The sequence below is a fragment of the Novosphingobium sp. genome (assembly GCF_027486195.1).
Classification (GTDB): Bacteria; Pseudomonadota; Alphaproteobacteria; order Sphingomonadales; family Sphingomonadaceae; genus Novosphingobium.
Genome location: NZ_JAIXPP010000016.1, coordinates 54328 through 74600 on the forward strand (window position 1 = coordinate 54328; position 20273 = coordinate 74600).

Consider the following 20273-nt stretch of genomic DNA (forward strand, 5'->3'; position numbering starts at 1 on the left):
CATCTCGTTTACACTGTGACGTGCAAGGTGCCCCAAACCCGCAGAACTCTGCGGGTTACGCGACATTCGCCCCTGACACTTCGGGACTATTTCGGGACTCGCTCTCATCAAGAGCTTTGCGGGTGTCTTCGTCAAGCACATGTGCATAACGCTGCGTTGTCGTGATGCTGCGGTGCGCGAGCGCCGCCTTGGCCGAGAGAAGCGACCCTGTGTTGCGCACGATCCGCGTAGCGCGAGTGTGGCGGAGGTCGTGGAGACGGAAACCGTCGATCTTTGCCTTCTCCAGCGCCGCCTCGAACGGCTTCCGCAATGCCGTCGCAGAGAGGTGGTAGCGCTTGCCCTTCGTTCGTGTCTTGCTCGTGCGTTGGCATACATAGGTGAAGACACGCTCGCCGACCTGAGGTTGGCGCCTGATCAGGGCGACGAGCGTGTCGTTGAGCGGTCGCCGCACAATGTCTCCCCCCTTGATCCGTGTCGTGGCCACGCGGTGCGTCAGGTCGCAGTCTGCCCTCCGCAGGTTCAGCACCTCGTTCCGGCGCCAGCCTGACTTCAGCAGGAAGTCCACCGCGTCGCGCACATCAGTGCGCAGCTCTGCGAAGAGTCGGCACTCCTCGTCTTCGCTGAGTTCCCGATCCGGTCGCGCGCCTTCCTTCAGTTTGAGGCTGCGCCAGTCGGGTCTTTCGCCAACATCGAAGCATGTCTTGTCAGCGTATGCCCAGACTGCCCGCGCCACGTCGATCTCGCGGTTGATCGTTGACGGCTTGCGCCCTTTGCGCCGCAAGGCAACGTAGACCTGAAGGTCACGCTGGCTGATGTCAGCCAGGAGCCGGTTGGCGCCCAGCCCCTTGACCATCGCCGAGAGGATGTAGCGGGTCGTGGGCCACGAGGGCTGATCTTCAACCCTCTCACGATAGAGCCCGCACGCTTCGTCGACAGTGATAGAGGGACGCTGCTTGGAAGGGATGGCGGCGTCCTCCCGCGTGCGCTTCTCGAACTCCTCGGCCTTCCGTTTTGTCGTGCATCCGGTGCTGCCGCTGTAGCGAACGCCGCGGAACTGGAAGTCGTAGTGGAAGTATTTGCCCTTCTTGTAGACCGTCATCGATCAGCGCGTCTGCTCGGAGAAGGGACGGATCTTGGGGTTTGGACGCGCCCGCGACGAATGCCGCTTTCGCTTTGCTCCAAGGACGTCGGGCGCGACAGACGCGGCGCCGAGAAAGGCGTCGAGATCGTCCGCACGATAGCGGATGAGCCGCCCAATGCGGAGGTGGGGCAGGCTTCCCGACATGCGGGCGTTCCGCACGGAACGAACGCTCATTTTCAGAATGTCGGCCACTTCGGGTTCGGTCAGCAGTGATTGCACGGGGAGAGGAACTTTCGATTTGATTATGCTCTGAATGTATGGCATATACCATACATTCACGTTGAGTGCAACCAATTCAAGATGATGAGACCATGAACACAAGTGATCTCCCTTTCAGTCACTCTCGCGCCACGCTGATGCTGCGCGAAGCACTGACGACATATACGGCGTCCCACAAAGGTGGCTTGCGCGCCCTGTCAGCCAAGCTCGAAATGCGCCCTGCGACCGTGTTCAGCCATATGAGCAACGGACGGATGGCAATCCCGCTCGACCGGGCAGATCAGCTCGCAAGTGTCCTGGGCATTGACCGCGCCGCGTTCTGTCTAGCCGTGCTGGAGCAGCGCGCGCCATCCGCATACTACGCGATCGACGAGGTCACAGGGCTTGGTTCCGTGGGTGCGAACATTCCAGCTTCAATGCGAGCAGTGTTGCAGGTGCTCCCAGCAGGCTCGGTGAAGGACGACGAGCTGGTTGAGCTGATACGCCGTGCGGCAACCTCGGCCCACCCGCTGAAGCACTGGATCGAAGGCGAAGAGTTTGAACTGATTGCTGACGTTCGTCGGTTAAGCGGAGGTCGCCTAAATGCGGCCGATCGCCGTCGAATTGGCGAACTGATCGAGGTTGTGCTCAAGGGGTATTAAAAACGTCTAGGTCCCGAGCGCGTTTATTCATCTCCAATATCGCGATGTATTTTTTGCACCATGACCATGTTCAAAATACCTACTCCAACCTCAATGCGTGACCTTGAGTTGATGAGCTACGAGGAAAAGGTCCGATACTGGGCTCATGCGGCGAATCCTTGGCAGCCGGGCGGCAATCGCGTGAAATTTGGTGGCGTCGCTCTCCCAAAAAGCTTCCGCCCTGGGCGCCTGGAGGGGAATATTTTAAGCATGCCTACCCTTATCGGCTGGCCGTGCTTCGGAATCGCGACCGCGAGACTCCGCTATCGTGATGCGAAGAAGTTCGTGAAAGGCCGGGGTGTCTTGCCGAACTCACGTTGTCAAACCCGTTGCCCCGTCCAAGAGGAATGCGAAAGGATTGTGCAACATAGGATCGAGCAGATCCCAGCCTTGAAACGTGCGTATGATAGCTGGATGCAGGCTGATGGCCCTCGCCAGATGAAGCCTGAAAAGCCGCACAGCAATCTCTCTGGCAGCATTTTTCGTGTTTTGGCGCTCGAAGCCGAGAAGGTTTCATTCACAAGCGTGAACGACCAGCGTGTGGCAGAGCATTATCATGCGAGGGCCGAAGAGGAGCGTGCGCGAGCGAGCGATAAGAAGCGATCCCAGAGGCGCAAGCAACTCTCCACCGGTGAACTTGACGAAGCGCATGTCCGAGATCTGTCAGTGGCACTGAACGCTCGCTTAATGCGTCTCAAAGCGCTGTGGGACCAAGCGCAGATTACGAGATCACCCCCCTATCTTGCTAAACTGCCGAAGCAGTCACTAGTAGACCTTGGGCGGTCGTGGTTTGGACGCGAACTCCTGAAGGCTCAGAAGCAGAAGCACGGCGCGACACATGTCGCGCGGTGGATCTTGGACACCAAGCCAGAACAGGCCCGAGGGACCTTTGATGCGCTAGTGACACGTGTGAGCAAGGACCTGAACCGCATTGCAGACTTTGAGAGGCGGCTGTTGGATGGCGAACCTATCTGGCCGGCATTCGTTCCCTCTCGCGAGTTCAAGGACGTTTGCTAACCCCCTAGAAATCGTCGCGTCACACCGGTCGCAAATTTGATCGCTACCCTCTAGATTTTCATCCAACACCGGGAGCAATTTGTTTTGTGATGGAGAGAGAGTTTCAGGAAAAAATCTCAGAAAAACAAGGAAATCAGGAGCTAGAAATCTGTCACCCCACTTCTTGGAGAGATATCATATCGATATCTCCACAAGTGAGGGAGTTCAGTGTTATCCCCCTCACTCCATCCAAGGATCTAGCGTCGAGGCTTTGTTCGAACTGGAACGTGCGCTCTCTGCGCTTCTCGACTCCGCACTGCTTCCTCGGAGAAAACAACGTGGGGTCTCATCCTTGCTCCCGGAGGTGAAGTGATGAGCGGACTAACGTCACTTCCTCGGTGTGTGTAATGATCGACCGGCGGCGGAGAATGACGGGGATGGTCATACTTTGGCCGTGACAGCTTGCCTCTCTGACTTCCGTTACCGCACGCTCCCGTCCCGCTTCCGCAGCGGCGGTGTGTAGTCGGCGGCGAACAGCCGCCAGAACGAATCCTCACACTCCGCAGCGATACCTGTCTTGCCCTCGAACATCTCCTCACGGAGCGTCACCATGGGGCCGATGAGTGCCCAGGGTGAGACCTCCTTGACCGAGCTATACTCAGCGTCCCAGCCGTTCTGGTCGAGCGAGTAGAGGTGGAGGGTCGCGATCGCGCGCTCCAGGGTCTCGGCGACGACAAGCATTCGGCCATCATCAGGTGTCTCGAATGCAAAGCACGTAACGGGACACTCCGGCAGTGCGATCTCGCCGGCTGGTTCGAGATCCTCCGGGGCCGTGACGATCCAGCCCGCATGGTGCCCCACCCAGCGCGCGATCCCCGACTGCATCGAATACGCCAGCTCGGCCAATTGCGGTGTCTGGGCGAGATCTGCTTCGGTGAGCTTGGTGATCTCTGCGGAGACCACGTGGTTGCCATTCACATGGAAGCTGCGCCAGATCGTGAACAGCAGTGCCGCCTCGTCGTGGTTCTCGGCGACGATCGTCACAGGGTCTGGCAGGAAGGAACTGGTGGCAAGGTAGATGTTGAACATGAGAACGAACCTCAATGCGTTGTCGATGAGGTTGGTCTACCGAGACGTTCGCTTGGCGTCGGGTGGGAAATGGTCGGCACGGAGCCGAAAGGTGCGCGCGCTGCGCTTGCCCGTTAGTTGCAAATGAAACTATTTTTGTTGCCCATAGATACAGCCCTCAAACAGGGCCGATTCCGTTGGGGAAGTGAACATCCGGTCCGGCCTCGATCGCCAGATAATAGCGCGTCCCCTTCAGCTCGCCTTCCCGTCGCAATGCTCCAAGCTCGACCAACTCTGCGAGATCGCGCGTTGCGGTCGCGCTCAAGGCTCCGGTGATCGTTCGGTAGTTCCCGGCGCTGAGGCCGCCCTTGAAACTATCAGGTCCCTCAGCGAACATGCGCAGCAGGGCACGTTCCTGGCGATCGTTCAATTTGCCCCGTAAACGGTCAAGAAGACGCGTCTTCGCGATGAGGTGATGAACACGCGCATGGGTGCGCTGCTGCGCTTCCAGAGCGATCCTGGCGAACCAGGAGAGCCATCCATCGATCTCCATCGTCTGGCTGGCTGCGGCCAGTTCGGCATTGTAGTCCCTGTGATGCAGCTTGATAGTCTCGGCGAGCGCAGTGAGGCTCGGGCCCTCGATGGCCTGCGCCAGCGCCTTCTCGGCCACCGCACGGCCGATACGGCCATTGCCATCCTCGAACGGGTGGATGCTCTCGAACCACAAGTGCGCAATCCCCGCGCGCGTGATCGCAGGCAAGGGTGAGGGTCCGGCTGGTGCGGTATCGTTGAACCACGCGAGGAACGCTGCCATCTCGCCTGCAACGCGCTCGGAGGGTGGGGCTTCGAAGTGCACCTTGGGCGCATGAAGGGCCCCTGAGACGATCTGCATGGGTTCTGGATCGTTGCGCCAGGCTCCAACGGCGCCAATGTCCCTGCGCCCCGCCATGAGCATCGTGTGCCACCGAAACAGCACCGCATCGGTGAGTTCGCCGACGTAAGTGCGCCACACGTCGGCCATAAGCTCTGCTGCCCCAGCTTCAGCAGCGCTCGCACGGCGGCGGTCCGCCTTAAAGCCGAGATGCCTTGCCAAGGACGACTGCACGCTCGCCCTATCGAGGATCTCGCCTTCGATCGCCGAGCTGTCGATCGTCTCCTGCGCGATGAGGTCGATCGTCAGGGACTGCTTCTCGGCATCATCGACATGCAGCAGCGCGCCTACGATGACCCCGGAGCCGCGCAGGAAGCGCTCCTCGGCAGGGCGCAACGCCTCAGCGTCATAGCTGAAGCGCGGCCAGTCCGAATGTTCCCAGTTCCACCGCATGATCGATACCCAGTGCCCTTTATAGATCATGATATGATGCAAACGTGATCTAAAAGCGACTCGTTTATCAATCATGATCGACTGGTTGGGGCACTGCCTCGGCGAGGTAGCGGTCAACGACCAACCACGCCGCAACGAGCGAGATCCGCAGTCAGTGATCACCGGTGAGCAACTCAAACGCTGCGACCGGGCGCGCACAGTTTACCAGAGGGTATGTGGAAGTCATACCACGCCAGCCAACCCATCACCCGGATGCTGCCTATCCGTCGGGGCCGCGGATTTCAGGAGACATGGCGATAGACGACCAGGTTAGGATAGTCCGTTGCTGCGCTGAGACTGTCTGATCTTGCCCACATCTACCATAACGCGGTCAGAAAATCGACAGCCGGACTTCCAACCATGCGAATATTGATCCTCGTAAATGCGAGCAGCTGTTAAAAGCTCAACGCATTCGCGTTGCTACGATGACCCCATCTTCAATCTTCAAATCTATCGAGAGGGGGGTGCTGTGGTTGGAGATATCCATGCCAATTGTTTCGAGACTATCGAGCACAATCGTGCTTTGGGCCGAGATGCGGTTCAACAGGGCGTTCTCGTTCAGGAGAATTTTGGAGCGCTCTGCCGCGCTGGTGACGGCTTTGATTTTGTCTCGGAGGAGCTGGTCCATCGCAACGGCTGTCTCGCCCTGCGGAAGCAGGGCAAGTGCCGAGGCTCTAATATCCTGAAGTCGATCTACTTTACGTTGTTCTCGGCCAGGAAATGCAGAGAGGAGTTGCCAACCACAAGCGCGCGCGCGCAGGCATAATAGCATTTCACGATAGAGCTTTTCGAGCGTTGCCTGCTGTTCACCCAGCGCCTTGATATATTTACCCTGTCCGACCCACTCTTCATTCTTCAGGGTCTTAAGGGCTTCGGTTTGGCTACGGATGTCGATGGCCAGATGGTCCTGCACCTCCAGCAGCTTGGTTTCGTGCATTTCTATAGCGTGAACCACTTCATCCGAGAGTTCTCCGGACAGAACAGAACGGGCAATCTGCTCAAAATAGCGAATCGACCCTGTCAAAACCGACCGACGCTCATTCCTTTGGAACGCAGCAACATCCTCAATGGCTTCCTTAATCTCCGAAAGCTTCTGGCTGATGTCGGCGAGATGCTTTTGGGCCAGCAAAGCAGACGCAATATTAAGAGCGGCACCGGAAGTGGCCAGCGCCGAAAGCTTCCCGGCATCAAGTTTGGCGGCTCCAGCGAATTTGGTTGTGCCGATTTTGCGGATTGTGCCGATAAGGCCGCCATGCTTGACGCTCTCAACCAATTCGGTTCCAGCTGGGATAATCACGTTCATGTAATTGTTAGTTCCAACCTCAACGGCCGTCGCCGTGCTAGGGACAGCCTGCAGAAGAGGGTTTAACCAGCTAATCCCGCTATCATCCTTGGTTACCTTGCGCCATCCAGCGTCCACATCCGAGGGGTTGATCTGGGCAATCGTTAGGACAGGGTTTCCTTTATCGTTGCAGATGACCAAAGCATCGGAGTGACTTGCATCTGCGGGTGTCGAACTTGCCTTCGTGGTTACCTTATTTGCGCGCGCAAATTCACTATGCCTCCAGCGGAGGAACGCGATTTGTAAAAGGCAGGCGGCTAGAGGGGGCCATTCAGCGGCGCCAAAAAAGCTGTTAGCGCCTGCGGCAACTGCATGACGAGCCTCGTTTACGGCCGCTTGCTGATTATCCGCCCTAATCGACGAGAGCCGTTGCGAGGTAAAGAGGTTCAGTAGAGTCGTCTCGTTGTCGTCCAAATCGTCCTCTTGGGCTGGCAACCCAAGGTGTTTGCATAGCGCGGCTATCATGCGTTGATACGAGGGACGGCTTCCATCCGTGATATTCAGTGCCTTCTGGCCGAGGCGGTAAATTTCATCGCCGATCTGATCTGTGTAGCGACTGTGATCAGGAGCGTGCCGTTCATAGGCCCGGCAAATCTTAAGTATGCTGAGGGGCGTCTGCGTGAGCGTGTCGACCAAAGGCGCTAATTGATCGTCACTGCACATACTTAGGATCGTGTAGATGATCGGAATGGTAGTGTCGTTCGCTAAGGCACGCATGCAGGCTATACCGATCTTGGCTTGACAGTCTGGCTCGATTCTATGTCGGCCAAAGTCCGATGAAAATTCACCATACTGTCTCTCTTCTCAAAATCATCAAGCGGCTGATAGAGATCGAAAACGGTAATCATCATTCAACGTGCTGGGTTCCCCAGCGAGATCACAATGGCTGGTTTTAGGGAGGACTGCCCTACTATAGCGTCGTCTAGCATGACCGCAAAGTCCCAGAAGGCGACCATTGCACCGATGGAATCAATGAGCGAACGCATGACGGCTTCGTTAGCCATTGCTTCACCCTTGGATCACCAGCTAAGCGAGTCCCGCTGCCAGTGACCGCCGGCGATCGCTTCATACGCGGAAAGCAGAAGCCGCCTAGCTTACCAGAGTGAAGATGGAAGTCCTACCACGCCAGCCGCCCAATCACCCGGATGCTGCCGATCCGCCGGGTCTGCGGATTTCAGGGGACATGGCGATAGAGCGAACGGTGCGCGGTGCTCTCCAGTGTATCCGTCCGGTGAAGACCGCGTTCATAGGCAAGCATCTAGGAACAGTCGTTCACAAGTGCCGCTGTTTGACGTGATGGCTAACCGAACGCCGACCCGTCGTCCATTGCCGCCTCGAAGGCCCCACCGTTAGGAAGTTTGGGGTGGGGCACACCTGCTTCTAGGCTTGCGAACATACGCGACAGCGTGCTCTTCCCTGATCCGTTCTATCCGTAGATCAAATTGAACGGCCGGAACTGGAGCTAAGGCGAGCGAGCCCCTCGGTTGGCGTATATGCCCATCCTCTGCAGCAACTTGATGTCAGTAAATATACGCATATCATTAGATCAACTCTTTTAATTCTTAAAGCCAACTTCTGTTTGCCGCATCGCACAGCCCGACATCTCTCAACTTGCAAAACGGCGGTGCGGCGGAGCGGCGCTGTTTTAAAGGCCGCTGTGGGCGAGCTATCGAACATGCAGAGCGAAATCGGATGCGATCAAAGCCGCCTATGGCTCCCGCGAGGTCAGATTAGTCGTTGTCGTTGGGACCTCAGGCTTGCGGCTCACCCCTACACTCTAAGTGAAGGAGGATCAGTTACTTCTCGAGAATAGCATTGCGAATGCGCATGTCCTCATGCGCCATCCTGACAACAAGAGAGAGGTTTCGAAAGTTGCAGCTCGTCCAGCCAACTCGCAAACGTGTTGCGGAATGCGACGGCCACTTCCCCGTCAATCGTCTGTGCATTTGGAAGGAGAAGGTCGGCGGAGCGCAACAGCTGGGCGAAGTTATCAACGCTGAAGTTTATGATTGAGACGATTTGGCACCACATGCTTGCCGAGCAGCTAGGTAAACTAACTAAGGATTGTGCTGCAGCTAAACCGTTGTAGGTATAGCTCGAAGTGCAGAACAGACCACTAAGGCTGGATCGAACACCAAGCCGGAGCATCTCGTGGCAAGATTAAAGATCATCCACACGGCCGACTGGCAACTAGGTAAGCCGTTTGGGCGCTTCCCCAAGGAAGTATCGGGTGCACTCTCCGAGGCGCGCCTTGACGCGATCGACCGGATCGCTGCGGTCGCAGCTGACCGTGGTGCCGCGCACATCCTGGCGGCCGGAGACATCTTCGACAACATTGACCCAGGCGACCGTGTCGTCATGCAAGCGTTGTCTCGGATGGAGCGAGCTGACGTCACTTGGTGGCTTATGCCGGGCAACCACGACCATGCCCGTCCAGGCGGACTTTGGAGCCGGGTCCGTCGGCTTGCTCCCGCCAGTGTCCGCATCGTCGATAAGTCGGAGCCTGTCGAGCTGACTGAGGACGCGTGGTTGCTACCAGCGCCGCTAGAGCACCGAAAAACCACCTCGGACCCTACTTCGGCCATGGTCGATATGCCGACGCCACCAGGAGCGCTACGCATTGGTATGGCGCACGGCTCAATCACAGAGTTCGGGGCCACAGGCGAGAGCGCAAACCTCATCCCGCCCGACCGGGCCCGCTCAGCTGGGCTCGATTATCTCGCTCTAGGCGACTGGCACGGCTATCTACCAGTTGGTGACCGCACTGCCTACAGCGGCACGCCAGAGACCGACCGCTTTGGTCGCGACGAGCCTGGAGCATGCATCGCGGTGGACGTCCGGCAGGGTGATGCCCCAGCACTTGAACGCGTCGAGACGGGCCGATTCCGCTGGCTTTCGCGTCGCTGGGAGGTCTCAGGCGCCGAGGATCTGCAACGGGAGATAGGCGAGCTCCGGTCGGAAGCGCATCCAGCTAACGTTCTGCTAAATCTCAAGTTGTTCGGGGTCGCGAGTCTGTCTGAGCGCGTAGCGATCATGTCCGAACTTGAGGGCAGGGTCGCACACGAGCTGCGACATCTCGATCTCGATGCAGGCGGACTGATCGCGAGGCCCTCCCGAGAGGACGTCGCACGGATTGACGTGCAAGGCGCGCTCGCTGGTGCAGCGGCGTCCTTGCAAGCACGTGCCGATGGTGGCGGCCCAGACGCTGCCATCGCGGCGACCGCATTGGAGCGGCTCTACGTCGAGGTCATGCGTCATGATGCGGAGACAGCCGCATGATCATCAGGTCACTCGAGATCGCCAACTTCCGCAAGTTCCGTGATCCGGTCCGAATCGACGGCTTCACCGACGGCTTTAACGTCGTCGTCGAGCCGAACGAGACAGGTAAATCGACCCTTCTTGAAGCACTTCGAGCCGCATTCTTCATACGACATTCTGCGAAGACGGAGCTGGTGCGGTCCTACGTGCCAATCGGCGACGACGTCGCGCCACGTGTGGCAGTTGAATTTACCCTTCGGGAGCAACCGTGGTTACTTGAGAAGCAGTTTATGAAGTCGGCCTATGTCCGCTTGACCGGCGGCGGCGGTCGACGTGAAAGCGACGCGGCTGAGGAGGCACTTCAGGAACTGCTCGGTTTCGAGCGCGGCAACAACCGCGGCAGCGATCCTGAAACAAGAGGGCCGTTTGGCATGCTCTGGGTCGAGCAGATGAGCGCCCTGGCGGTCGAAAGCCCTAACCGCATAGTGCGTGACACAGTGCGCGGCGTGCTAGAAGCCGAGGTTGGAGCCGTGACCGGAGGTCGCCGCTTCGATGCGATCCGCACCAGCGTGGAGACCGCCTATGCCGCCCTCCGGACACCAGCGACCGGAAAGTCACGTGGCGAGCTTGCCGCGGCGGAGGCTAGACTTGCATCCGCCAACACGGCTCGACAGCAGGCCGACAGCGCCTACCGCGATTACGAGCAAGCGCTCAACGACCTAGATGGCGCAAAGGCACGGCTCCGGATCGTTGAGCGGGATATTGCAGATCCCGAGACCGGCGAGCAACGCCGCAGGCTAGAGAGCGACCTGAAGCTCGCTGAGACTGCTTCGTTGCGGCTCGCCACTGCTGAGGCGGAGCACGGGCACGCGGAGGAGCTCGCAAAAACGGCAACCGCTCGTCTTGAGAGGCTCGCGACCGCCGAGGCCCGCATCGCCAGCTCGGAGGAGGATATCAAGAATTGCCAGTGCAGTAAACGAGAAGCTCAGGCAGCCGTCGACGCCGCGGTGGCGGAGGAGAAATGCCGGCGTGCTGCACTCGACGACAAACGGAAGGCACGCGAGCAACGCGAAGCAGATTTGAACACAGCACGAGGTCGATGGCGCGCATTTACGGTTGCTGCAGCTGCTCGCCGAGCGATCGACGCCCGGCACGCGCTTGGAGCACTCGAGGAGCGAGAGCGATCGTTGCAGACGGAGGCAGCGCTGGCCGTAGACGACGCGGCCTTGGCGAAGGTGGCACAGCTTGAACGAGCTGAAGTCTCCGCGCTGGCAAGATTTGAAGCTGGCGCAATAAAGGTAGATATTGAACTCGCAGTCGGAGTCGAGCTCCGCATCGACGGCGCGCCAAGTGATGCGAGCAGTGTGGATGTCCTGTCCCCTACTCGTTTCGAGATTGGCTCTGCGGGCAGTGTCGTGGTCCGGCCGCCACAGTCATCCAGCCGCTCTGTGGAGGCCGACCTCTCCGCAGCTAAGGAGGAACTCGCCGCGAGTCTTCGCGCCATCGGTGTCGCATCCCACTCAGCGGGGGTCGCGCGCAATGAACGCGCAGCATCGGCAAGGCGTGAACTCGTCGCGCTCCATGCACAGATCGCCGCGGCCTGTCCGGGAGATCCGACGATTGGGCTCGCCCCTGGAGCCGACGCGCTCCGCGCCTTCGTCGCAGAACTTGGCGAGTCAGCTCAAGAACTCGCTGCCCCCGATGACGATTTGGACGCTCATGAGGCTGCGATGACAAGCGCGAGGCTCGCTGAGGCCGCCGCTGTCGCCACACACGACGAGAGCAGGTCTGTCCTCGCGAAGGCAGAAAACGTCCTTGCCATCGCGACGGCCGACCTTACCGCTGCCACGCGGGAACTCGAAGCCGCCAACGCGAACCTGAGCACCGTGCTTGAGGACACGGACCGAGCCAGTCTGGAGGCTGCGCTACTGGAACTCGAGCGCGACAGGGCTGCGAAGCTTGAGCTGCTCGAACTAGCGCGCAAGGCCGCGAAGGCTTTCGACATCGAGGGCATTAAGCGGAGACTTGTTAACATCGACCGCGCGACGACCCGCGCCGGAGAGGAACGTCTAGATCTGACCGGCCGCATCGCCTCGCTTGAGGCAACCATCGCACGCGAGGGTATTGTCGGTCCGGCAGGCCGCGTCGCGGAGGCGAAGGAAGAGGAACTCGCTGCCAACTCGGCCTTGGTTCGCCTCCGGCACGAGGCTGATACGCTTGAGGTGCTGCGGAAGGCGCTCACCGACGCTGCAAGTGATGCCTCCCGCACCTTTCTTGCTCCTGTCACCCGGCACGCTGCACGCTACGTAGAGCGACTGCTTCCAGGCAGCGATCTGTCATTCAATGAGGAGTTCGGGCTGGCTGGAGTGTCGCGCGCTGGCGTAGACGAGTCCTGTGGCAGCCTGAGCAGAGGCACGCAGGAACAGCTCGCAATCCTGACGCGTCTCGCATTCGCAGACCTCCTGCTCGAAGACGGGAAACCGATTTCCCTCATCCTGGACGATCCGCTCGTTTACTCCGACGACGAGCGCCTTGAGACGATGACCGACATCCTGCAGGAAGCGGCGCAGCGCATGCAGGTCATACTACTAACCTGCCGCTCGAAGGCCTTCCGGCACGTTGATGGCAATCGGATCTTGCTGCGGTGACTGCACCGTCACTATCCTGCAGGGTAGACTTGCGGCTGGCCCACACCTCGAACACCGAGAAGTTCTACCGCGTGGAGAAGATGAAGTTTGGCGGCAAGCGTCGCAACGCCGACAAGACCACCACAATCTTCAATGGCAACATCACCATCAACTGCGCCCCGCTCGAAGCCTACGACTGCGTGGTCAACGGCAAGCCCGCGCGCAGCTTGCCGAAGTGGGACATCTAATGGACGCGAGGAACATGATTGTGGTTGATGTGCCTGACTCGCGGCAATCTTTTCATAGGTTCAGCGCCGATTTGGCTTCCATCAACGGCGTCGACGAGGTCCACTTCGACTTCGGGAAAGTGAATTTCACTACGCCAGGATGGATGATCGCCGTGAGTGCCGCTCTTCGCCAATTTTGCGAGGAGCACCCTGAAATACGGCGCAAGGCGTTGAACCACAAAAAGCTCACATATGCTGCGCATGCCGGTTTCTTCAGGTCATTTGGCTTGAAGTTCGGCAATGAGGTAAGTGCCGCTCACACCAGCGATAGGTTCATCCCTATAAGTTCCCTGATTGTGGACGAGATCAAGGACGCAGCCATCGAGCAGATGGAGCATCATGGAGAGACCGTTCAGCGATTGAGCGAAGATATGGTCGAGTTGCTCCTCCAGTCCCGCGATGTGCCTGCGTTTCAAACGCTGGCCTACGCCATTCGGGAAATGATCCGGAATGTCGTGGAGCATAGCGCTTCGAACGACCTCACTTATGCCGCTCAGTATTGGCCCAGAACCGGGGAAGCGGAGATCGCCATCACTGACCGGGGAATTGGCCTAGCCAAATCGCTTTCCTCTAGCCCCAAGATAGGAAGCGTTGACGACGACCAAGCACTGGATTTGGCCGTGCGGCCCGGCGTGTCGTCCAAGACCTGGCGGAAGCCGTCTTCCCGCAGCGTCTGGGCTAACAGCGGATACGGACTCTACATGGTGAAAGGGCTGTGCGTAGCCAGTGCCGGCTCGCTCTTGATCGCTTCCGGATCGCTTGCGAGAACTTGGTCGAAGGGCGGCGTTGCAACAGTTGCTACCCATCTGAATGGAACGACCGTGATCCTGAAGCTAAACAGTAATAATTTAGAAGATATTAATCGCGAACTCGAAAAGCTAAGAGGCGAAGCAACAGGTGGGAAGCCGTCCACCGCCTCGATGTTTGCGAACCCAAAGGGGGATTGATGCGATGCACGGGGCGGCAGTGAGGATCAAAGACGCGTTCGACGCACTCTGCGAGAGCGGCAAGCTAACAGTTGTTGAGCGGGTGGACGTCCCCGCCAGGCCTGAGCGTGTCGCTGCCACCCCCGCCGCGTTCAACCAAGGAGCCTTGAAGGAGTGGTTATTCGCCAAGCACGGCCAGGCGGATACGGTCTGGAACCACCAGGCGGTTGCTCTCCAGCACATCGATGAGGGGCGAAATGTCGTGGTGGCGACCGGCACTGCGTCGGGCAAATCGCTCATCTTCCAGCTGCCGATCATGCGCGAACTCTTGGAGGGCAACGGCGTAGCACTCGTCATCTACCCATTGAAGGCGCTTCTATCGGACCAGCTTTCCCGATGGCGGGAGATGGCTCAGGCACTCGGCTTTCCCGCCCATGCCGTGGCCGAACTTCACGGAAACGTCCCGTCCGAGGAGAGGTATGAGGCACTTCAGCACGCACGCATCGTAGCCATGACGCCGGACCTGCTCCAAGCTTGGTTCATGCGGCAGGTGTCCGCCCCTTTGTTCAAGCAGTTCCTAGGCAACCTACGGTATCTCGTCATCGACGAGGCTCACGTTTATGAATCAGTTTTCGGCAGCAATGTCGCATACCTCATGCGTCGGTTCATGGTCGCTCGGAACCGGGCAGCAAAGGACCTTGGCTCGCGCACGCAACTCCAAATCATCGCGGCTACGGCGACCATTCACAGCCCAGTAAAGCATATGGCGGGCCTGACTGGTTGGCCTTTTGTCGCAGTCGATGAGGCCGACGATGGCTCACCAAGCCATGCCCGCACGCTACTGCACATTGACGGTCCAGACATCGGCGGACCGGCGGAAGGCATGCTTCAAGACATCATCAACGAGATTGGTTACGCGACGACAGACACCTTCATCGCCTTTCACAATTCCCGGCAAGGGGTCGAGCGGGTCACCCGAGTGATCGATCGCGATGATATTTTGCCATACCGCAGCGGATACGAGGGGAAGGACCGAGCCGAGATCGAACGCAAACTGCGGAAGGGCCTGCTTAGAGGGATCGTCTCAACATCTGCTTTGGAGGTCGGAATTGATGTCAGCGGCTTTACCGTTGGCATCAACCTAGGCGTTCCACAGTCGAAGAAGGCATTCCGCCAGAGGCTGGGTCGTGTGGGGCGCGCGTCTGAAGGCGTGTTTGCGGTCGTTGCGCCTCGGCATGCATTCACCCAGTTGGGTTCAAGCTTTCAAGAGTATTTCGAGGGATCGGTTGAGCCGTCTTATCTTTACCTCGACAATCGGTTCATCCAGTTTGCCCACGCCCGTTGCTTGATGGACGAGTCCGACCAGCTTGGATTCAGTGATGCGAAGATTCCTCCGGGTGTAATTTGGCCCGATTCTTTCGAGAAGGTCTACGAGGTAGCCAAGCCTTCCATTCGTCGCCCTAAGGAGTTTGAACTGATTGCCCAAATCGGGGCGAACTCGCCGCACTATAACTATCCGCTCAGGCAGGTGGGTGAACCGAATTACAAGCTCAAGGAGAGTGCACGCGGCAACGCCGAAGAGATTGGCGACATCGCATTGAACCAAGCTATCCGCGAAGCCTATCCGGGGGCAACCTACCTCCACTTGAAGCGCCCGATGAAGGTGTCGGAATGGAAGTCGAACGCCTTCGACCGTTCCATTCGCCTCTACGACGCCAAGAACCCGGCGATCACGCGGCCCATCTTACACAAAAGCGTGAACGTAGGCGCCTCTTCGGAGGAGGTGGTTTCAAACAGGATTCTGTCAGGCGAACGAGGCCTTATCGCCGAGGTTTCACTTCAAGTGAACGAAGCCGTGCTGGGTTACCAGATCGGTGGGAACTCCTTTCTCTACAAGGATCTCCGCACGAAAGATCCACGCATGAGCAAGAAGCAGCGTGAGTTCAGCACCACGGGCGTCGTCCTGCAAATCAGGGACCCTTGGTTCTCCGGAAGCGGTCCTCAGGCGCAAGTCAGGAAAGCAGTATCGGATGCGCTTCGGCAGATGATCCTTCGGGAGAAAAGCATAGCTCCGACGGACATCGACGACTCGCACTCCAATATTGCATTCTATCAAAACGGCGTTCCCCGGCGTGCAACCGACACCGTTGTGATCTACGACAGCATATATGGAGGCTTGCGGCTTACCGAATCGCTCTTCGAGGACTTTGGCGAGTTCTTGGATCGGTTGAACAAGGCGGCGGCGATGGCTGGTAATGAAGCCCTAATCTCCGCAGACGTCGTGGATAAGTTGATGGACTGGCATGGTAGCTTGCAGGAGGGCACCATGCCTGCTGGAGGCCATTTGGTCGCACCCGATGGCGAGTTGGTCGTCTACGAACCCGGTAGCTTGGTCAGTGTTCGAATCAATGGCACGCTCGTTGAGCGAGAGCTACTTGGCGTGCAGTTCCTCGACATGGGCGACACCAAGCTCCTAATGTATCGTTACAAAAACAGAGATGATGGTGTTTCGTGGGTGCCACACGATCAAATTGAACCAACAGGCCAAGATTGGAAACAGGTCTTTTGGAACCCGGCAAACAACACGTTTTCAGACCCTGAGGACGGCGACGAGGATAGCTTCTGAGCGTTCACCAATCCGGCTATTATTGTCCCCATCATTGCCCCAGCTGAAATTGTAGCTCTGTCGGGTTGTTGCGCTTGATTACAGGGTAGGTGCACTGCCTGCGGTGCGATGTCGGGCACCCCCGCGTTCATTTTTGCTGGCTGTGTGGCCAGCCATACTGGCTAAAACTTTGCTGCTACAAACCGTTGGCCTATCAGCACTGCGGGACAACTTCATTCTCCATCCTGCCACTGCTTGATCCTTGCTAGACATCCGCCCAAATCATCCCTGACTTCATAGACCCAGAAACGCATCACATCATATCCAAGTTCGATAAGTCTCTGATTTCGTATCTGATCACGGCGGCAAAGCTCTCCAGTCCAATTTCTGTGATACCGTTCGCCGTCGATTTCGATCGCAAGGGAGCGTTGGCCAAAGGTTAGAAGAAAATCAACGACATACTTTTCAATAGCGTATTGCGGGATCAATGAAATACCAGCTGAATAGGCTGCGACATAAAATTCCCGCTCCCAGTCTGACACCATCTCGGGCCGGGCAATCTGTGGATAGGCTGCGCCAAGCTGGCTCTGTCTGGCGTCGACCTCCACTGCAGTCGCATGCTCCAGCGATGCTGCATAGCTGGCGAAACGTGCGAGATAGCCAATATCACACGATGAACAGGCCGCTCGATCACCAACCACGATAAGCTGAGCGCGGGCGCGCGTTATGGCGACATTGAACAGATTCCCATTCGACCGAAGGAAACCCTGCGCGCCGGCTGGTAGACCACCAGCGACAACCGGCGAGAACAACATAACGTCCCGCTCATCACCTTGGAATTTGTGCACCGTATCAGCAAGAAAGCCGCGCGTAACCAGTTCGGCGAGCAATGCCTTGTCCTGATTCACAAGCTGCGTGATCATGTTGGCTTGCGCACGGAATGGCGTCACCACCCCTAGGCTGCCCCGGTAGCCGTTCTTCAAGACAAGATCCCGCATGACCTCGACAACAGCCTTCGCCTCGATCGTGTTTACCGCTCCGCCTGCGGCAGGGCGGGATGCCAAGCCCCTAACATCGACCCAGCGGATTCCTGGTTCGGCCCTGTTAGGCGACTTCAGGTCATCATAGCGTGTCGCTACGCGCAGCCGCTCCTCATAAAACTCCTTGTTCGAAAACGAGATTATGTCCGAATGTGATCGGTGGTGATCGACCAGACTAACAACGCCGGCACCTGCAACCTGCGTGGCGCCAAGGCCAAAAAGGGATTGGTGCGAATAGGCCCAATGGGGGAATCCATCCAACAGATCATACTTCTCCAAAAGAGCCTGATCCTGACCACGCTGAAGACCGCTGATATGTGAAAGCTGTTTGGGGTCACCAATGATCACTACAGACTTCGCGCGGTAAAGCAGAGGCAGGGCGGAAGCGATGTCGCATTGGCTCGCTTCGTCAAACACAACGACATCGAAGATACCCGGCTCCAATGGTATCCTGCCTCGGGCGGACAATGAAGTGACGGCCCAGCATGGCAAGAGGTGAGACACCTTCCGGAGCATCTCGCTGTATTTCGCGTAAACCTGTCGTGATAACTGGCCTTGATCGCCAGCCTCCATCACCATTTTTAGAATGGCGGTATATTTTCCCAGTTCCTGGCGATCTGCTACGGAAAGCCGGGACGGCTGCAAACGAAGCCACAATTTCCAGAGCGATTGCGATTGGCGTGCAATGCTATCGAGAACCTTGCGTTCGCTCTTGGCGATGTCCTCGAGCGATCGACTATGCTGGAGCTCCTGCAAAGCGACTAGATAGTCGGCTGCCTTGGCCAGATCGTCCAGCCGGCTCGTGCTCTTATCGATCGCATTATGGAACGCAGCTATGTCCGCATCTGATCGGGGATCGGCTGGTAGCGCGACGCCAATCGCGCCAAACTGCGATGCAACCGCAGACTTTGTAGTTGCCAGTGCCCGAAAGCGGCCCCCTCGAACGAATGGCCAGAGCATGCGCAGAGGTGCAGATGCCTTACTCCGATCAGCGCGTCTGACCGCAGTCGAAAGCTCCGATAGAAGAGACTGAAGCCCCACCCTATCAATGTCTTTGCTGGCAGCGAACAGGTCTGCGCCAAGGTGCTCTCGCGCAATTTCGGCGAGCTGCTCCAATTGATCGATGCGGTTCCGAAGCTCGATGAAACGGTTGGTCTCATCCGCCAGCTTGGTGTGCTCTGCTAACAACCGTTCGTGGATGCCTTTCGCCTCTGCGAACTCCTCAACCTCAGAACGTGAGGTCGTGGTTGAAAGCAAGGCCAGCATATATTCAGCCAGCCGCGCTTGATAAGCTTGTGCGCCAACCCGCAACAGGATCGGGCGTGGCCCCAGCGCATTCACGCGGGTCTCGACAACGTCGACCGCCTTGTTGTTCTTGCTGGCGAACAGCACGCGCTTGCCGGACCAGGCTGCGTTGATCAGCAGGTTGGTCACGACCTGCGACTTTCCCGTCCCAGGCGGCCCTGTGATGATCGTAACCGGCTGGGTCAAAGCAGCGGCGACGGCTTGCCGTTGTTCCGAGTTCATGGGCAAAACCTGCACCAGCGGCATTGACACGGTGGTTTCGGTCTCATCAAGCTTCTGGTTTTTGAGCCAACGTCCCAGCGCCGTGTTCACGTAATCCCGCTCCGGTAGACTGGCGAGATCACGAAGCTCCTTTTCAAGCCCCTGCGTGAACGGTGATTTCTCCGCCATGATGATCACTGCACGATTGTAGATTCCCGTCTCGCTGAGGTCCGCCATTGGGACGCGATCAGTGTCTAGCCCCTCGGGATCGATTTCTTCCCGCCAGGGCCATTCCGGCCTGACCGCTTGTAGCCGCATGGCGATCTCATCAATATCAGCCCGCCCTTCGCTGTCGCCGATGCCAAGTTCCTTCTCCAACTGGACCAGCTCATTCATGATCATGTCCCGTTCGGCGTTGGTGAACGCCTGAAAGGGCTTCTGATTGATGATCGGATAGGCAAGATCGACCATCAGATTGCCAGTGCTGTTTTGCTCTATTGGAAAGAGCAGAAGGGGCTCGACCATATGCCCCTCCCAGTCTGACTTTCGCGACCGCAGGCGCGCAATATGGGTGGGATAACCCAGATACAGGCCATAGCGTCCCTGTTCGGCCCGTTTGCGGCCCAGCATCCGCCTCGCGGCCTCCGATTCCTGCAGGGCATCCGGCGTGGCCGGTAAGCTTCGAACCTCTAAATAGTCGGGATCGCCGAACTTGGATGTCAGAAAGGTCGATACGCCAGTATCGTCATAACCTAGACATGCGAGATAATACCGGCAGAGCTTGGCAAGATCAGTGTCGGCCAGCTCCGTCGCATCGTCAGATGGTGTGGAGGGGACGCGTGACGCTGCAGCCGTGATATGCCAGCGATAAGCCCGATCCTGCGCAACGCGGCCCTTTAGCGGCCCGTAGAGCGCCTTGTTGACCTGCGCACGGTCCACTCCAAGTGCCTGAGCCAACTCACCGGCCTTCTGGCCTGGCTTGCCCTTGAGCGCGGCAATAATCTGATTTTCAAGTGCGGTCATCTGTAGGTCTCAAGCGATGTCTGGCTTGGACAGCACCAGAACGATCTTCATCGCTTCATTCTCATGGTGATCACCCTTTGCAAAGCCACGTAAAATAAGATGGGCCACCGATTACCTCGACTGCCCAGCGAACCGCGTGGTTGGTGAAGTCGCGGGTCTTGTCGGCTTTCACGCTTTAGCGTTCCATGGCCC

The 20273-nt window shown here is 58.1% G+C and carries 13 protein-coding genes; 7 read left to right on the plus strand and 6 right to left on the minus strand.

Translation table 11 applies throughout. The features are described 5' to 3' along the window. Positions 1-55: 55 nt before the first annotated feature. Together Q0071_RS03380 and Q0071_RS03385 are read right to left on the minus strand one after the other, a co-directional pair. Positions 56-1099 (minus strand): site-specific integrase, encoded by a 1044-nt coding sequence (locus Q0071_RS03380; protein ID WP_298165288.1) that lies wholly within the window; start codon positions 1097-1099, stop codon positions 56-58. Between the two features lie 3 nt (positions 1100-1102). Continuing rightward, entirely contained in the window at positions 1103-1405 is a 303-nt protein-coding gene (locus tag Q0071_RS03385; protein WP_298165290.1) for a helix-turn-helix domain-containing protein, read from the minus strand. Between the two features lie 47 nt (positions 1406-1452). On the opposite strand from Q0071_RS03385, the gene Q0071_RS03390 reads away from it, so the two are divergent. Together Q0071_RS03390 and Q0071_RS03395 are read left to right on the plus strand one after the other, a co-directional pair. After that, complete coding sequence (locus Q0071_RS03390) at positions 1453-2001, plus strand: hypothetical protein (protein ID WP_298165292.1); 549 nt, start codon at positions 1453-1455, stop codon at positions 1999-2001. 111 nt (positions 2002-2112) lie between these two features. Then, complete coding sequence (locus Q0071_RS03395) at positions 2113-3057, plus strand: hypothetical protein (protein ID WP_298165294.1); 945 nt, start codon at positions 2113-2115, stop codon at positions 3055-3057. Between the two features lie 459 nt (positions 3058-3516). Here Q0071_RS03395 and Q0071_RS03400 read toward each other — a convergent pair whose 3' ends face one another. The 3 genes from Q0071_RS03400 to Q0071_RS03410 form a co-directional block, all read right to left on the minus strand. Then, the gene (locus Q0071_RS03400) at positions 3517-4140 is read right to left on the minus strand and encodes a hypothetical protein (protein ID WP_298165296.1); all 624 of its coding nucleotides are present in this window, start codon (positions 4138-4140) and stop codon (positions 3517-3519) included. 142 nt (positions 4141-4282) lie between these two features. Further along, complete coding sequence (locus Q0071_RS03405; RefSeq protein ID WP_298165462.1) at positions 4283-5428, minus strand: Fic family protein; 1146 nt, start codon at positions 5426-5428, stop codon at positions 4283-4285. A 442-nt stretch (positions 5429-5870) separates the two neighbouring features. Next, complete coding sequence (locus tag Q0071_RS03410; protein ID WP_298165298.1) at positions 5871-7526, minus strand: hypothetical protein; 1656 nt, start codon at positions 7524-7526, stop codon at positions 5871-5873. Between the two features lie 1434 nt (positions 7527-8960). Between Q0071_RS03410 and Q0071_RS03415 the strand changes: the two genes are divergently transcribed. From Q0071_RS03415 to Q0071_RS03435, 5 genes are read left to right on the plus strand one after another with little or no spacing between them, the layout of a single operon-like run. Beyond that, on the plus strand, positions 8961-10088 hold the full coding sequence (locus Q0071_RS03415) for a metallophosphoesterase (protein WP_298165300.1): 1128 nt from the start codon (positions 8961-8963) through the stop codon (positions 10086-10088). Further along, entirely contained in the window at positions 10085-12715 is a 2631-nt protein-coding gene (locus Q0071_RS03420; protein ID WP_298165302.1) for an AAA family ATPase, read from the plus strand. Before Q0071_RS03415 ends, Q0071_RS03420 begins: the two co-directional genes overlap by 4 nt. Next, entirely contained in the window at positions 12712-12942 is a 231-nt protein-coding gene (locus Q0071_RS03425) for a type ISP restriction/modification enzyme (protein ID WP_298165304.1), read from the plus strand. The genes Q0071_RS03420 and Q0071_RS03425 overlap by 4 nt, the downstream gene beginning before the upstream one ends. 14 nt (positions 12943-12956) lie before the next feature. Then, positions 12957-13928, plus strand: a complete 972-nt coding sequence (locus Q0071_RS03430) for a hypothetical protein (RefSeq protein ID WP_298165306.1) — start codon at positions 12957-12959, stop codon at positions 13926-13928. Positions 13929-13947: 19 nt separating this feature from the next. Further along, positions 13948-16533: a DEAD/DEAH box helicase gene (locus Q0071_RS03435; RefSeq protein WP_298165308.1), complete on the plus strand. Its 2586-nt coding sequence runs from the start codon at positions 13948-13950 to the stop codon at positions 16531-16533. A gap of 212 nt (positions 16534-16745) precedes the next feature. Here the strand turns inward: Q0071_RS03435 and Q0071_RS03440 are convergent, their stop codons facing one another. Further along, the gene (locus tag Q0071_RS03440; protein ID WP_298165310.1) at positions 16746-20081 is read right to left on the minus strand and encodes an AAA domain-containing protein; all 3336 of its coding nucleotides are present in this window, start codon (positions 20079-20081) and stop codon (positions 16746-16748) included. Between the last annotated feature and the right edge of the window lie 192 nt (positions 20082-20273).

What these genes read in the sequence shown, in the direction of transcription:
- Q0071_RS03380 (WP_298165288.1), bottom strand. Translation starts at nt 1,099, where the DNA reads ATGACGGTCTACAAGAAGGGCAAATACTTCCACTACGACTTCCAGTTC.
- Q0071_RS03385 (WP_298165290.1), bottom strand. Translation starts at nt 1,405, where the DNA reads ATGCCATACATTCAGAGCATAATCAAATCGAAAGTTCCTCTCCCCGTG.
- Q0071_RS03390 (WP_298165292.1), top strand. Translation starts at nt 1,453, where the DNA reads ATGAACACAAGTGATCTCCCTTTCAGTCACTCTCGCGCCACGCTGATG.
- Q0071_RS03395 (WP_298165294.1), top strand. Translation starts at nt 2,113, where the DNA reads ATGAGCTACGAGGAAAAGGTCCGATACTGGGCTCATGCGGCGAATCCT.
- Q0071_RS03405 (WP_298165462.1), bottom strand. Translation starts at nt 5,428, where the DNA reads ATGCGGTGGAACTGGGAACATTCGGACTGGCCGCGCTTCAGCTATGAC.
- Q0071_RS03410 (WP_298165298.1), bottom strand. Translation starts at nt 7,526, where the DNA reads ATGCGTGCCTTAGCGAACGACACTACCATTCCGATCATCTACACGATC.
- Q0071_RS03420 (WP_298165302.1), top strand. Translation starts at nt 10,085, where the DNA reads ATGATCATCAGGTCACTCGAGATCGCCAACTTCCGCAAGTTCCGTGAT.
- Q0071_RS03430 (WP_298165306.1), top strand. Translation starts at nt 12,957, where the DNA reads ATGATTGTGGTTGATGTGCCTGACTCGCGGCAATCTTTTCATAGGTTC.
- Q0071_RS03440 (WP_298165310.1), bottom strand. Translation starts at nt 20,081, where the DNA reads ATGACCGCACTTGAAAATCAGATTATTGCCGCGCTCAAGGGCAAGCCA.